Origin of the sequence: Snodgrassella sp. CS2 (assembly GCF_050310315.1) — a bacterium.
Classification (GTDB): Bacteria; Pseudomonadota; Gammaproteobacteria; order Burkholderiales; family Neisseriaceae; genus Snodgrassella; species Snodgrassella alvi_E.
This window is the reverse complement of the sequence record NZ_JBNPBA010000001.1, coordinates 206766-222518: the sequence shown is the minus strand read 5'-3', so window position 1 is coordinate 222518 and position 15753 is coordinate 206766. Positions and strand designations below refer to the sequence as shown.

Below are 15753 nucleotides of genomic sequence, written 5' to 3'. Positions count from 1 at the left end.
ATCTGGCATTACGCATATAGATTAAATTTTGGTTTGGCACTTACGGATATTAAAAATCTCCAGATTTTTATTTAATCTGGAGACTTTTACACGATAATAACAATGGTAGTTGTTTAGTACTTATACTACGGCTTCTTCTTTACGTTTAGGTGGTTTGACCAGATTTTGTCGGTTCAAACCAAACATCAGCAGTAACGGACTGGCTACCAGTACTGAAGAATAGATACCAAATACAATGCCAATAGTTAAGGCCATGGCAAATCCATGCAGTGCCGCTCCGCCAAAAACGAGCATGGAAATAACCATCGCTTCGGTAGAACCATGCGTAATAACTGTCCGGCTCATGGTGGCGGTAATAGCATTATCAATGATTGCCGGTACACTTTTGCCGCGCATATGGGGTTTGCGAAAGTTTTCGCGGATACGGTCGAATACCACTACTGATTCGTTCACTGAATAACCAAGCACAGCCAGAACACCTGCTAGTACAGTAAGTGAAAATTCCCAGCGAAATAAAGCGAAACAACCCAGAATAATAACCACGTCGTGCATATTAGCAATGATGGCGGATACGGCAAAACGCCATTCAAAGCGCATGGATAAATAGATAATGATGCCTAGAACAACCATGCCCAGAGCAAGCAGCCCATGTGTTACCAGCTCTTCACCTACCTGTGGGCCGATAAATTCTACTTGTCGTAAGCTTACGCCATCCTGATGCTGTTTAAGCAGATCCATTACCTGATTAGATAACTGAGCGGAGGACATATTCGCTTTGTTGGGTAAGCGAATCATAAGTTGTTTATTAGTACCAAGCGCCTGTACCTGAACTTCACCCAGTTTTAATCCATCCAGCTCAGTGCGAATCTTGTTTAAATCTGCACTCTGCTGAAACTCCACTTCCATTACGGTACCGCCAGTGAACTCAACTGAAAAATTCAATCCGCGTGTCACCAGAAAAAATACAGCCAGAATAAAAGTAATTAGTGATATCGCCGTAGTTAGCTTGCCATAGCTCATAAACGGAATGTCACGTTTGATTTTGAAAAATTCCATAATTATTTAAGCCTTGTTTTTACTGGTAGGAGCATTATCAGCAATCCAGATGTGGCCGATGGATAGGGTTTTTAATTTACGTTTGCGGCCGTACCATAGATTTACAATGGCACGTGAAACTACCACAGAGGAATACATGGAAGTCAGAATCCCCAGACAGTGCACTACAGCAAACCCACGTATAGGGCCGGAACCAAAAATCAACAGAGCCAGACCAGCAATCAGTGAAGTGATGTTTGAGTCTACAATTGTGTGCCATGCATGATCATAACCGGCATTGATTGATATCTGCGGTGTATTTCCATGGCGCAATTCTTCTCGAATGCGCTCATTAATTAATACATTTGAGTCAATTGCCATACCAAGTGTCAGGGCGATAGCGGCGATGCCCGGCAGGGTGAGTGTGGCTTGCATTGCAGACAGAATAGCAATCAGAAACAGCAGATTACAAGACAGGGCAATCACTGAAAACAGGCCAAACATGCGATAGTAGAGCATCATGAATACAGCAACTACTACAAAACCCCATAATGTAGAGTGAAATCCCTTGCTGATGTTTTCTTTACCCAGTGACGGACCAATGGTACGTTCTTCGATAATTTTCATTGGCGCAGCCAGAGAACCAGCACGCAACAGCAGGGCAGTATCATTGGCTTCGGCTATGCTCATGTTGCCTGAAATAATAGTTTTGCCACCCGGAATAGGTTCATTGATTACCGGTGCAGTAATAACTTCGGCTTTACCTTGATCAATAAGTACCATGGCCATGCGCTTACCAACATTATTTCGGGTAAGGTCTGCGAAAATGCTTGCACCGGTACTGTCAAAGTTCACACTGACTCCGGGTTGCCCTCTGTCATTGAAACTAGCTTGTGCATCATTAATGTTATCGCCAGTTAGTTCAACCTGCTTGCTCACCAATGTGGGTGCACCATTACCAGCAGAAGGTAATAGTTCATAACCATCCGGATTGTGTCCTTGAAGTGCCTGCTGATAAAGATTTGGATCGTCACTAACCATACGCACTTGCAGGGTGGCGGTACGGCCAATGATATCTTTGGCTTTAGCTGTATCTTGTACACCTGGTAACTGTACGACAATTCGGTCAGGGCCTGCCTGCTGAATGACAGGTTCTGCCACGCCTAGCTCGTTAACACGGTTGTGAAGGGTATTGATGTTTTGGGTCACTGCATCAGTGCGGATTCTAGCCAGCGCAGTATTGCTCAGACTGACGATTAGACGGTCACCGTTTTGAGTAAGTGTGGCATCGTTGAGATATTTTTTCAGACCAGATGTTGCATTATTGGCGTCACTGGTTGATTGAAAAGGGATGGTCAGTGTTTGTCCGTTTTTAACAATATTGCCGCTGCGAATTTGTAGTTTACGCAGTTGACGACGAATATCACCGGCATAGCTGTCTAAGGTCTTGTCTACGGCTGATTCCATATCAACCTGCATGGTAAAGTGCACACCACCGCGCAAGTCTAGCCCTAGAAACATAGGTTTGGCGTGAATTTTTTCCATCCATTCCGGCGTGTTGGCCAGCAGATTTAAAGCCACGATATAGCCATCTCCAAATTGAGAAGCAATGGCATCACGTGCTTTAAGCTGAGTTTCTGTATCGCTGAAACGAACTTTTAGACTACCATCGGTAATAAACATACCCTGATGCTGTATATGTGCAGCTGCCAGTGCTTGTTTAACCGTGTTTTCAGTCTGCTCGTTAATTGTAATAGCTTGACGGTTGGTAGAGATTTGTACTGCTGGTATCTCGCCGAAGAAGTTTGGTATGGTATAGAGCAGCCCCAAAACTATGGTGACGATGATAAGCAGATATTTCCATAAAGGATAACGATTCATATTTGCTGCCTTACTTGCAGACTGTTGTTTTTCAATATAAGTAAAGAAAATAAAGGCCGCAACTGAAACGTTGCGGCAGATAACAGGCTTTATTCTGGTGCCTTGCCACTGATGGCATTGCGCTCAAATTCAACTTCTACTTTCGGTGCGATTTCAATGGTGAAGTATTGATCGTTTACTTTAGTAATTTTGCCGACCATTCCAGCCAGTGTAACTACTTTATCGCCTTTTTTCAGCTCAGTTAACATCTGCTGATGTTTTTTATGTTTGCTTTGCTGCGGACGAATAATCAGAAAATAAAATACAACTAGAATTAATAAGAGAGGTAAAAACTGCATCAGGCTACTTTGTGTACCGGCAGTGTTGGCAGCATAAGCAAAATCAATCATGGGCTTACTCCGTGTGATTCAGGTAAATAACACTATTAAACCCGTTATTGTAATCTGCAATGATGATTTTATCCAGTTTTGTACAATGTATTGTCTGAATCTTTAGATTCATATGCTTATGCTGGTTACAGCAGGTCTAATACTGCCATGGATGTGGTTTTTTCTGCAGTGACGATAAAATGGTCGAGCAAGCGAATATCCAAAAGGTTAAGTGCTGCTTTAATCTGACGAGTAAGCTGGATATCTCCTGAAGAAGGCATAGTTGATTGGCCAGGGTGATTATGTGCCAGAATAATCGATACTGCATGGTGGCTCAAGGCAGCAGCAGCTACTTCGCGCGTATATATTCTGGCTTCATTGATGGTACCTCGGGCAAGCTCAATGGTATGCATTAGCTCATTGCGCTGGTTTAGTAGTAAGGCCACGCAAACTTCTACTTTTTCATGCCCTATAAGCAAACGTAGAAAATCTGCAACTGTTTCAGGCTGAGTGAAAACCGGACGGCAATGTATTTCTTCTGCCAGCATGCGTCGGCTGATTTCACGAATAACAGCAAATTGGGTATAACTGGCTACACCCATGCCATGGTACTGACAAATTTGCTGACAGTCTGCCTCAAGTAAAGCACGCAGGCTGCCTGTTTTGGCAATTAGCTCTCGTGCCAAATCAACGGCACTTTTCCCCCTCGTTCCTGTACGCAATAATATGGCCAATAATTCTGTATCGCTGAGTGCACTGGCACCCTGTTTGAGCAGTTTTTCCCTTGGACGATCGTGTTTAGGCCAGTGTTTGATACTCATTTTTACGATTATGTCATTTAAAGACGTAATCATAATATAACTTTGTAATAAAATAAATTCGTTTGCTGTTGTGTTGGTTAGGGTACCTGATGTTGAAATATTTATATGCGAGATTGTAATTTAATCCGTATTGTTATGATAACGATCATGTGCTTGTTTAAAATGATTTTGTATCAATTGATTTGGTTTTTTATCAAACAGGCTGAATAGCACAATGGCTATTGAAGCAAGCAGAAAGCCCGGGATAAGCGAATAAATATTAAACCACTTGAAATTGATCCACAAAAGTACGGTTATCGCCCCTGTAATCATACCGGCCAAAGCGCCATTACGTGTCATTCGTGACCAGAATACTGAAAAAATTATGATTGGTCCGAAAGCTGCTCCAAAGCCGGCCCATGCGTGGCTGACCAAATCCAGCACGCTGTTATCCGGATTAATTGCTAATAAGATAGCAATGACTGAAACCAATAACACCATGCTTCGTCCTACCCATACTAGCTCTCTTTGCTTTGCTTTAGGTCTAAAGTAAGAGCGATAGAAATCCTCAGTGAGGGCGCTGGAACAAACTAGTAATTGGCAACTCAGGGTACTCATTACTGCAGCGAGTATAGCGGCTAGGATGATGCCAGCTATCCATTGATTAAAAAGCAATTTTGACAGTTCGATGAAAATACGTTCATGTTTACCGTGGCTTACTAGATAATTCAGTTCAGGATGTCGGGCAAAAAAGGCTATGCCGAAATAGCCAACGGTAACCGCCCCAGCCAGACATAAAACCATCCATGTCATACTGATGCGACGAGCATTTTTCATCACTTTATGTGAGTCAGCAGCCATGAAGCGGGCAAGAATATGCGGCTGCCCGAAGTAGCCCAGACCCCAGCCTAGCAAAGAAACAATTGCAACCAAATCCATATGGGCAAATAAATTAGTGTAGTCGTGGTTTAAGGAGTGAATATAGACAATTGAATCTGAAAGACCGCCGGCATTTATTATTACCATAATAGGTGTTAAAACCAAAGCGAACATCATTAGACTGGCTTGAATAGTATCTGTCCAACTTACAGCTAAAAAACCACCGACAAAAGTATAAATGATTGTCGCACCTGCTCCTGCCAGCATAGCCCAGCCGTAACTCATTCCAAAGGTACTTTCAAATAGTTTGGCACCGGCAACTACCCCTGAAGCACAGTAAATGGTGAAGAAGATAAGAATAATTAGCGCTGAGATAATACGTAGTAAAGAGCTATTGTCATCAAAACGGCGTGCAAAATAATCTGGCAGTGTCAGAGAATTATGATTAATTTCAGTAAATACTCGGAGACGACCAGCAATCAGCAACCAGTTTAAATACGCTCCGATAATCAAGCCAATGGCTATCCAGCTTTGTGATATCCCAAACAAAAATACAGCTCCCGGCAGACCCATTAGCAGCCAGCCGCTCATATCTGAAGCTCCGGCTGAGAGTGCAGTAACAATACTGCCAATTCGACGTCCCCCTAAGATATAATCGCCGAAATTTTGCGTTGAACGATATGCAAAAAATCCAATCGCTATCATTCCTACTATGTACACTGCAAAGGTGACTATCATTGGTAAGGACATTTTTTTAAAACCTGTTTATGTATATGGAATATGATATCAGTTTTGGTAAAGGTAATATGCCTAAAATCAGGAGGTTTATTTGAAATAATTTACAGAATTGTTTATATGTCTGCAAAAGATACAGATAGTAAAATCAGGGAAATGTAATAACCATTGTTTTATTAGACACTGATTATGTGCATCTGGATAGTTTCAATTTATCCTGCATAGGTTCGATACCAGAAGTATATAATACTTTACACATATATATTCTTGAGAATTATTTTGTATATCCGCCATCCCAATTTCTCATTATATAGATTGAAAAGCTATTCGGATATTTTTAGATAGTTTCAACTTTATGCCAGCAGTGACGATTTATTTAGATACGCTGATAAAGTTTTTAATCTGGCAATGTAGATATAAATATTGTTGTTTATCAAAAATCATTAGATTCTATTTATATGAGGCATGAATAAGGCTTGTAATGGTTGAGTTTTTCGCATTAGGTATTGGCAAAAGCAGAAATATTTAAATTCTTAAAATGGTTTTCTATTCTAAGCGGGTTATCGGAAAGAAATAATGGCAAAACAAAAAACTCAGTTTCAATGTCGCAGTTGCGGTGGTCAATCGCCAAAATGGCAAGGTCGTTGTCCGCACTGTGGTGAATGGAATACGCTAGAAGAAACGATGGTTTTGCCTGCTGCTAGTGGCAATAGCCGCTTTCAATCATGGGTCTCTGGTCAGTCTGCAGTACAGTTACTGGCAGAGGTAAGCGCAGTGGAAGTCCAGCGTACGCCTACCGGTATGAATGAGCTTGATAGGGTACTGGGCGGAGGTCTGGTGGATGGTGCTGTTATTTTGCTGGGTGGAGATCCCGGCATAGGTAAATCTACTTTACTGTTGCAAACAATTGCTTTAATGGCTGAAGAAGAGTCAGTACTGTATGTTTCCGGTGAAGAATCTGCGCAACAGGTGGCTTTACGAGCTCAACGACTTGGTATCCAAGCGGATAGGGTGCACTTACTGGCAGAAATCCGTGTTGAGGCCATAAGCGCTGCTATAGCACGTCTGAATCCCAAAGTAGTGGTAATTGATTCAATTCAAACTATGTATTCCGACAGCATTACTTCTGCACCTGGATCGGTTTCGCAGGTACGCGAATGTGCTGCTCAGCTAACCAGATTAGCTAAGCAACAGGGTATCAGTATGCTGCTGGTAGGACATGTTACTAAGGATGGTGCAATAGCCGGTCCACGTGTTTTAGAACATATGGTGGATACGGTTTTGTATTTTGAGGGTGAAACTCACTCTAATTATCGCATGATTCGTGCGATTAAGAATCGTTTTGGTGCTGCCAATGAATTAGGCGTATTTGCTATGACTGAAAAAGGGCTTAAAGGGGTATCTAATCCATCTGCTTTGTTTCTATCCAGCTACCGTGATGATGTGCCCGGTTCCTGTGTACTGGTTACTCAGGAAGGGTCACGCCCATTACTGGTGGAAATTCAGGCATTGGTAGATGATGCGCATGGTTTTGCGCCAAAACGTTTAACGGTGGGACTAGCACAGGAGCGGCTGGCAATGCTGCTGGCTGTACTTAATCGTCATGCAGGTATTGCTTGCTATGATCAGGATGTGTTTCTCAATGCGGTTGGTGGTGTAAAAATTACCGAACCGGCTGCCGATTTGGCTGTAATACTGGCTATGTTATCAAGCCATCGTAACCGTCCGTTGCCGGAAAAGCTGATTGTATTTGGCGAGGTGGGCTTATCCGGAGAGATTCGCCCTGTGCCTCGCGGCCAGGAGCGTTTACGAGAGGCAGAAAAACTGGGGTTTACTCATGCCATTGTGCCGGTAGCCAATTGTCCGAAACGAGCAGCAGATTTTCCGGGGTTAACGATTATTGGTGTCAATTCGGTACAGGAGGGAGTGGATGCCAGCCGGCGCAATTGATGATTATATTTGCCAGAATACGATTAAAGGAATAGTCTTGTTAGTGATAAATACTATTTTTAAATGGTATTGGTTCTAAAAAATGGAGATAAAAATTATGTCAAATCCTATCAAGCTTGTAGCTACAATGGAATTGAAAGCAGATGCATGGCCGAACATTTCAGCAGCGGTTGAGCAATGCGTGAAAATGTCACGTCAGGAACGGGGCAATGTATTTTATACAGCTAATAAAGATCTTGATAAAAAAGACCGCATTGTATTTGTGGAATGCTGGGCTGATGAAGCAGCCATTAACGAGCATGGACAAACTGCTCATTTTCAAACTTTGATTAAAACTGTAGAACCTTATTTAAAAGAACCTATGCAGTTGTTAAAATTGAGTGAAATTACCAGTTTTTAAGTCGGTTTAGGCGGTAATTAACTATGTAATCGCTCATAATAAAGCCAGAATCAGTTTTCAATATTCTGGTTTTTTTTATGTGTAAAGCTGTAAGAATCCAACCGATAGCTTTATCAGACTGAACGATATTTTATGGGGACACGAGATTGAAAACCATTCAGATCGAGGGCCAAGAGGCTGTTGTAAGTAATATTTTTTGTATCGGTCGCAATTATTCCGAACATGTAAAAGAATTGCATAATGCTAAACCTGAAGAACCCGTGGTATTTATGAAACCCACTTCTGCACTGGTACAGGCTGGAGAAAATATCATACTGCCTGCATATAGTCAGGATGTGCATCACGAATGTGAACTAGTAATTTACATTAAAGAAGACGTTAAAGATGTTGGGGAAGATACCGCTTTAGATTTTGTGGGCGGATATGCAATTGGTTTGGATTTAACAGCACGTGACGTGCAGAGTAAGTTAAAGGAGAAAGGTTTGCCCTGGGAGAAAGCTAAAGGTTTTCCCACTGCTGCATGTATTTCATCTTTCATTGCTGCCGATAAAATTAATGATATTCAGCAGCAGGATTTCTATTTAAAGGTTAATGGGCAGATACGTCAGCGTGGAAACAGCGGTGATATGATGTTTACTTGCTGCCAAATTATCAGTTATTTATCACGTGTATATGGCTTACAGGCTGGTGATATTATTTATACAGGTACACCGTCAGGTGTTGCAGCCATTAAATCTGGAGATGAATTGGAATTAATCTGGCCGGAAAAAATTTCAGTTGAATTTCAAGTGGCGTAGATGATCTAGCTGGAGATATTTAAGCGCAATTGGTTATCCAGTTGCGCTTAAGCTTTTTGTCGAATTTTAAGCAATCAGCATCCGATCATTGCTCGGCGCAGGGTTTATATTTTCCAATTACCCCTATTTTTTTCAATACCCTTATAATAGTAGGTTTCCAAAAACTAAAACTTTCCATGTCAAGCAAACCGTTTTCAGTCAGATTGCCTTGGTGGTTGGCACTTTATTTTATTATTTGGGCAGTACTGCCATTTATACTTTCCGCCAGCTATCCATTGGACGTACCTGAAGGTATTTACTGGGGTCGAGAATGGCAATGGGGATATTATAAGCATCCACCTCTTTCAAGCTGGGTTTTATATTCTTTTTATAATCTTTTTGGACACATTGGTCCCTATATTCTGAGCCAGTGCACTATAGCTTTAAGCCTTTGGTTGGCCTATTTGTTTGGACGTGAGCTGATGAGTCCGGCCAGAGCTTTTTTAGGCAGTTTGTTTTTATTGGCTGTGTTTTATTATACTTGGCCATCATTAGAATTTAATCATAATATCGCACAAATGCCAGTCTGGTTGGGGCTGGTTTATACATTTTATCTTGCGACACGAAAAAATCACTGGCGCTATTGGTTAATATTTGGATTTATAGCCGGTGCCGGTATGCTGGTGAAGTACACAGTGGCAGTATTGATTTTTACCATGCTGCTGTATTCCTTGTGCACTTCTTGCCGCCGCTTGTGGTGTTCACCGAAACCTTGGCTGGCAATGCTTCTGGCTTTGATGGTATTTGCTCCGAATGTATATTGGCTGACACAGCATGATTGGTTACCGTTAACTTATGCTTCAGCCCGTTCTGCTGAAGATGCCAGTCGCAATGGCCATTTGGCTGCATTGGGCTATCTGGGGACACAGATAATCAATCATCTTCCACTATTGCTGATATTGCTTTGTAATCGGACACGCCTGAGCTTGCGTACACCAGCACAAATCCTTTATCAGTCAGACTGGCGTTTCCTATTATGGATGGGATTGATGCCGACGCTATTACTTGTTGGTGCTGGTTTGATTTTTGGATTAGGTTTACGCGACATGTGGGGCATGCCGATGTGGGGACTTTCCGGATTGATTATAGTTGCGCTGATTCCTGAACAGGTGTTTACGCTTAAAAAATGCTCCTTGCTCAAAGGCATTGCTATCTGGGCATTGCTTGTTACTATATTGATGGCTATCTATGTTGAATTTGGTGCACGCATACGTCATAAACCTTCACGCATGGACTGGCCGCAGCAGGCTCTGGCTACACAAGCAGATATGCAGTGGCAAACGTTTTCTTCATGTAAACTGGATAGTGTTACGGGTTCTGACTGGATTGTTTTACTAGTGGCTTCTTATTCTGAATTTTCACCTTCGGTGATGGTTTCTGGTGAAGCAGCCTATTCACCATGGATGAACGCTGAACGCTTGCATCAGCATGGAACTTTAGCAATATGGCCGGCTAATGAGCAGCCAAACTTGCCCTGGTTAAAAACACTAAATCAACAGCCTGATATGGTGATGAAGCAAGGAGAATGGTTTATAAAATGGACCAAATTACCTGAGCGCGAACCGCTGAAAGTAATCTGGCAGGCTTATATACCTAAAAAATGTCTTAAATAACAACAGGTATATTTTTTATAGCATGAAAATTGGCTATTATTTACTCAGAATTTGAGCTATTTGCTTTGGTATTAGCCTGCGAGGTAAATTAAATGGAAAAAAATAGAATTGGTTTGAGTATTATTTTACCAATATACAATGATGCTGCAGCGGTAAAACGTTTTTTGCCAGAGTTATTTTCTTTTACTGGACAGCAGGAGCAAGCTTGTGAAGTGATACTAGTTGATGATGGTAGTAAAGACCATTTAAGTGCTGCTTATAAGCAGTTCAAAGAACAGCTTCCTCAAAATACAGCTTTGCGACTAATACAATTTTCGCGCAATTTTGGTAAGGAAGCAGCACTTACTGCTGGATTGGCACAAGCTCAGGGGGAGCTAGTGACGATGATGGATGCAGATGGACAGCATCCAATAGTTGTGCTGAAGGAAATGCTGGACTTAATGCATACCAGAGATGTGGATGTAGTGGCAGCAGTACAAACCTCGCGAGAACACGAAAGCCTGTTAATCCGGACTTTAAAAAATGGGTTTTATCATTTCATGCAGGATACGCACCGTTATGAGCTGACCCCTAATGCGGGCGATTTTCGTTTGATGAAGCAACGTGTTGTTCAAGCTTTATTGCAACTCCCGGAGCGCCAGAGATTTATGAAAGGGTTGTACGCATGGGTAGGTTTTTCCACCCTGTATATCCCATTTCAGGCTTCTCCGCGAAAGACAGGAAAGAGTAAATTTAATTATTTTAGTCTGTTTGAGCTGGCTCTTGTTGGAATCACTTCGTTTTCACAACGACCCTTGCGCTGGATTTCACGTATGGGTCTGATTCTTTCTTTATTGGCCATCATATACGGACTATACATCGTTGGTGATACCCTGTTTTTTGGAAAAGATCTTGCCGGCTGGCCTACACTGGCTGCGGGAATAATGTTTTCCGCAGGCATTCAATTGGTTTGTCTGGGGGTTATTGGTGAGTATATAGGCCGTATTTATGAAGAAGTGAAACAACGGCCGCTTTATCTGGTGGACAAAGTGTGGGACAGTCGCGACCAAAAATGAAATCATTATCTAAACAGGGTTTGTGGTTTGTTGTTGTAGGCTCAGCTGCTGCGGCAACGCACTTTTCCTGTCTTGTACTGCTCGTACAGTATGCAAAACTGTTGCCTGTAATCGCTAATCCAATGGCCTTTTTATGTGGATTCGTGGTTAGCTTTGTCGGCCACTATCATTTTACATTCAGCCAAACAGGCTATACTTGGCTGCAGGCACTCTGGCGCTGGTTTTGCAGTTCCTTGACGGGATTTGCATTAAATCAGATTCTGTTTATGGCCGGAATCAATTGGTTTGGAAATCAGGCCTACTGGTGGTTGTGGTTTATTGTAACCGCAATCGTAATGGTATTATCTTTTTTACTGGGTAAGTTTTGGGCCTTTAACGAGAAAGTAAGCCATGAAACCAGTCATGATTAATGTTGATGATTTGGGGCTGTCTCCAGCTGTTAATGAAGCCGTTCTGCGCTTAGCGGAGATGCAACGTATACAGGCTAGCAGTTTTATGAGTTTTGGGACAATTGCACCAGATGAGGTGGCTGAGCTCAAAAGGCATCACATCGACATAGGCTTGCACTTTGATTTAACCGGTTTCGCGGCTTCGGGTGGTCTAAAACGAGTTTTATTCAAATCCTATCTGCATGGATGGAAACAAAACAAAATACAGGATGCAATTAATCAACAGCTGGATTTATTTGAAGATAAAATCGGCGCGAAACCAGTTTTTGTGGACGGACATCAACATGTCCATCAGTTTCCGCAGATACGTTCCGTATTAATTAATACATTATTGCGACGTTACGACAATACAATTGCTATTCGCAGTACAAAAACCACGCAACGAGATATAAAAGCTAAGATAATTCATGCCCTCGGCGGCTCACAATTGGATAAATCTTTACAAAGTGCACATATACCGCACAATCATGCTTTTGCTGGTATTTACAGTTTTAAAGCTGACAGACAGATACTAGAGTTTAAATGGAATGAATGGTTGGCAAGTGCTTCTGATAGTGGTTTGCTTATCATGTGCCATCCGGCTGTACCATCCAAATTTTGGACCGACGAGATTAAAGCGGCGCGTGAAACTGAATGGTTGTGGCTGAAAAGCGAAGCATTTGCTTTGTGCTGGCAGCAGCATCAATGTCAAAAGGCAAACTGGCAAACATTGCTACAAAGCCTAACTCTTCAGTAAACTTTATTTTAATATCACAATTCTAGCCAGTTTCACTACTATTTACAGTATACTTGCATTTTTTAGCCTTTGGCTTGGGTGAATCCCTCTGCACATTCATAATATATCAAGTACACTATTTGTATCGCATTACACATATATAAACAGGAAGAAGTCGCTCAGGGTTATTAAGGGTCGTTATGATCATATTTGAAAATATAAAAAAAACTTATATCAAAAACAAACAGCAAGTACATGCCTTAAATGATATCAATCTTACTGTAGATACCGGTGATATCTACGGGTTGATCGGTTGGAGTGGAGCAGGCAAAAGCAGTTTAATCCGGCAGGTTAATCAACTGGAAAAACCTACTTCAGGTATCGTTAAAGTAGATGGTGTTGATTTAAATAAGCTGGATGTGAAGGCACAACGTGCGCACAAGAAAAAAATTGGCATGATTTTTCAGCATTTCAATTTGCTAGAATCCAAAACTGTTGCTCAGAATATTGCCATTCCATTAGTTTTACAGGGCATAAATAAGGAAGAAATTGAGCGTCGAGTAGAAGCCATGCTTTCTTATGTTGATTTGTCCGGCAAAAAAGCGAGTTATCCCAGCCAATTGTCCGGTGGACAAAAGCAGCGCGTTGGCATTGCACGAGCTTTAATTACTGAACCCTCTATACTTTTATGCGATGAAGCTACTTCAGCGCTAGACCCGCAGACAACCCTTTCTATTTTAAAATTATTAAAACAAATCAATAGTGAGCGCAATATTACAATTTTGCTGGTAACCCATGAAATGGAAGTAATCAGTTCTATCTGCAATAAAGTAGCGGTAATGGAGAAAGGTCAAGTTATCGAGCAAGGTTCTGTACTGGATATTTTTTCAGCACCTCAGCAAGAAACAACCAAAAAATTTGTTAGTACCGTTATCAATGCAGAAATACCAGAAGCTGTATTAGAGAGTCTGACAGAACAAGGCAATATATTTAGATTAGAATTTTTAGGTGATTCAGCCAGAGAACCTGTTGTTAATGAGCTAATTTTGAAGCAGCTCGTAGAAATCAATATTCTTTTTGCCAATATGCGTGAAATAGGAGGCGTTGTGCTTGGTAGCATGTTTATTCAGATGAATGGCACAGAAACAGATGTAGACAAAGCAGTGGCGTTTTTGCAGGAAAGAGGCGTTAAGGTTGAAAGAGGTGGTGTATGAATCATTGGATGGATACCTCACTAACAGCTGACCAGTTTGGTACAGCTTTATTGCAGACTTTTAATATGGTCAGCATTTCTTTTGTACTCGGTTCAATATTGGGTACTGCCTTAGGCGTTTTACTGTTGCTGACACGTCAGGGTGGCGTGTGGCCTAAACCTATTTTGTATAACCTGCTAAATATCATTATAAATATTGTCCGTTCATTACCTTTTATCATCTTGTTAATATGTGTCTTGCCGGTTGCCAGTATATTTATTCATACATCTATTGGCACTAAGGCAATGATTATTCCACTGATAATATTTGTTTCACCATACATTGCTCGTCTAATAGAAAATTCATTACTAAGTGTGCCAGCAGGAATTATCGAAGCAGCTCAATCAATGGGTGCCACAAATTTTCAGATTATTCGCTACTTTATTCTACCAGAGGCGATGCCCTCAATACTTCTTGCCTTAACCACAGCATTGATTGGTTTAATTGATGCCACAGCAATGTCCGGAACAGTAGGAGGAGGGGGGATTGGTGATTTGGCAGTAAATTACGGTTATCAGCGCTTTGATTATGTGATTATGATCGTTACTGTTATCGTGTTGGTATTAATCGTACAAATCATTCAGACTTTGGGTAACTGGCTGGCGGCTAGAGCCAAAAAAAATTAACCTTATAGACGGCTTAAAGCCGTCTTTTTTAATTATAACCTTATAAAATTACGTTCTTTGGTTAGTAGATAACTATTCTATTATCATTGCTGCTATTCAAGAGAATATACAGACTAATTTTATTCTGAGTAAAACCTATGCTCGATATATTCATCAGCGAGCAAATAGGAATTGCAGAGTAAAACAAATTTTTATTTCACGGAATCAATTAATGTTATTAATTTCCATTCAAAAATAAAAAGATATTATTTTATAAAATGAAATTTTAAATTACCCACAATCGGAACAAATGGTATGAAACTGATAAAGTATTTTTTGATATTAATTGTGACATGTCTGGCACTCGTTGCATGCCAGCAAGAACAGAGCAGTACTAAACAGATTGTTATCGGCACTTCGCCTGGACCCTATAGCCAGTTGTTTCTTGATGCCATCAAGCCGATACTGGAAAAACAGGGTTATCAAATTAAGCAAATTGATTTTTCAGATTTGATGCAGGCAGACATTGCCTTGCAGCAAGGTAGTGTCGACATCAATGTTGATCAACATACTGCTTATATGGATGCGTTTAACCAAAATAAAAAAGCTAATTTGGTAGCATTAACTCATATACCCACCGTACCTACAGCAATCTATTCCAAACGCCATACCAATCTGCAAGCAATAAAAAATGGGAGTGCAATTGCTGTACCTAATGATCCGGCAAATGCTGCACGAGCATACCGATTGTTAGCCAAAGCAGGATGGATTACTCTAAGCCCCTTATCTAATCCAGGTATGATTTCCAAAAATGATATTAAATCAAATCCCTATAAGCTGAATATTACTGAACTGGATCCGGGAAATATTCCTCGCACTTTGTCTGATTTCGATTATTCAGTTATTCCTGGAAGCAGAGCCTATGCAGCTAAAATTAATCCTGATCTGGCATTGCTTCAGGAAGACATTGTCCCTTCATTTGAACTGGTAGTTGCTGTAAGGTCAGATAATGTGCAAAAACCATGGGCTCAAGCAGTAAAGGCTGCATATAATTCAAATGATTTCAAGCAATATATGCAAACTCATAACACCAAGCACTACTGGTATATTCCTGAAGAAAAAAACTGAAACAGGAATCCATAAAAAACTGCCTTAAATTAAGGCAGTTTTTTTATTTTT

General features: G+C 41.1%; 15 protein-coding genes. 10 read left to right on the top strand and 5 right to left on the bottom strand.

Annotated elements, in window-relative coordinates; genetic code table 11:
• Positions 1–120 precede the first annotated feature (120 nt).
• The 5 genes from secF to putP all read right to left on the bottom strand — a co-directional run bounded on the left by secF (position 121) and on the right by putP (position 5713).
• A complete protein-coding gene (secF, locus tag ACQP6D_RS01140; protein ID WP_100152528.1) occupies positions 121–1056 on the bottom strand; it encodes a protein translocase subunit SecF in 936 nt (311 codons plus the stop codon).
• A 6-nt stretch (positions 1057–1062) separates the two neighbouring features.
• On the bottom strand, positions 1063–2916 hold the full coding sequence (gene secD, locus ACQP6D_RS01135; RefSeq protein WP_100140159.1) for a protein translocase subunit SecD: 1854 nt from the start codon (positions 2914–2916) through the stop codon (positions 1063–1065).
• Between the two features lie 89 nt (positions 2917–3005).
• Entirely contained in the window at positions 3006–3305 is a 300-nt protein-coding gene (gene yajC, locus ACQP6D_RS01130) for a preprotein translocase subunit YajC (RefSeq protein ID WP_100140160.1), read from the bottom strand.
• 125 nt (positions 3306–3430) lie between these two features.
• Positions 3431–4105: a RadC family protein gene (gene radC, locus ACQP6D_RS01125; protein WP_427857462.1), complete on the bottom strand. Its 675-nt coding sequence runs from the start codon at positions 4103–4105 to the stop codon at positions 3431–3433.
• A 120-nt stretch (positions 4106–4225) separates the two neighbouring features.
• A complete protein-coding gene (gene putP / locus ACQP6D_RS01120; protein ID WP_427857243.1) occupies positions 4226–5713 on the bottom strand; it encodes a sodium/proline symporter PutP in 1488 nt (495 codons plus the stop codon).
• Between the two features lie 561 nt (positions 5714–6274).
• Here putP and radA point away from each other — a divergent pair.
• The 10 genes from radA (at position 6275) to ACQP6D_RS01070 (ending at position 15702) form a co-directional block, all read left to right on the top strand.
• The gene (gene radA, locus ACQP6D_RS01115; protein ID WP_427857242.1) at positions 6275–7648 is read left to right on the top strand and encodes a DNA repair protein RadA; all 1374 of its coding nucleotides are present in this window, start codon (positions 6275–6277) and stop codon (positions 7646–7648) included.
• A gap of 82 nt (positions 7649–7730) precedes the next feature.
• On the top strand, positions 7731–8048 hold the full coding sequence (locus ACQP6D_RS01110; protein ID WP_267390276.1) for a putative quinol monooxygenase: 318 nt from the start codon (positions 7731–7733) through the stop codon (positions 8046–8048).
• Positions 8049–8194: 146 nt separating this feature from the next.
• Complete coding sequence (locus ACQP6D_RS01105) at positions 8195–8845, top strand: fumarylacetoacetate hydrolase family protein (RefSeq protein WP_370470075.1); 651 nt, start codon at positions 8195–8197, stop codon at positions 8843–8845.
• A gap of 176 nt (positions 8846–9021) precedes the next feature.
• Positions 9022–10497, top strand: a complete 1476-nt coding sequence (locus ACQP6D_RS01100) for a glycosyltransferase family 39 protein (RefSeq protein ID WP_427857241.1) — start codon at positions 9022–9024, stop codon at positions 10495–10497.
• A gap of 92 nt (positions 10498–10589) precedes the next feature.
• On the top strand, positions 10590–11552 hold the full coding sequence (locus tag ACQP6D_RS01095; protein WP_267390279.1) for a glycosyltransferase family 2 protein: 963 nt from the start codon (positions 10590–10592) through the stop codon (positions 11550–11552).
• Positions 11549–11962, top strand: coding sequence for a GtrA family protein (locus ACQP6D_RS01090; protein WP_100140167.1), 414 nt, complete (start codon positions 11549–11551; stop codon positions 11960–11962). Before ACQP6D_RS01095 ends, ACQP6D_RS01090 begins: the two co-directional genes overlap by 4 nt.
• Positions 11955–12737: a ChbG/HpnK family deacetylase gene (locus ACQP6D_RS01085; protein WP_427857240.1), complete on the top strand. Its 783-nt coding sequence runs from the start codon at positions 11955–11957 to the stop codon at positions 12735–12737. The genes ACQP6D_RS01090 and ACQP6D_RS01085 overlap by 8 nt, the downstream gene beginning before the upstream one ends.
• Positions 12738–12916: 179 nt before the next feature.
• Entirely contained in the window at positions 12917–13930 is a 1014-nt protein-coding gene (locus ACQP6D_RS01080) for a methionine ABC transporter ATP-binding protein (protein ID WP_427857239.1), read from the top strand.
• Positions 13927–14595, top strand: coding sequence for a methionine ABC transporter permease (locus ACQP6D_RS01075; protein ID WP_100152537.1), 669 nt, complete (start codon positions 13927–13929; stop codon positions 14593–14595). The genes ACQP6D_RS01080 and ACQP6D_RS01075 overlap by 4 nt, the downstream gene beginning before the upstream one ends.
• Before the next feature lie 294 nt (positions 14596–14889).
• On the top strand, positions 14890–15702 hold the full coding sequence (locus ACQP6D_RS01070) for a MetQ/NlpA family ABC transporter substrate-binding protein (protein WP_100156973.1): 813 nt from the start codon (positions 14890–14892) through the stop codon (positions 15700–15702).
• Positions 15703–15753 lie beyond the last annotated feature (51 nt).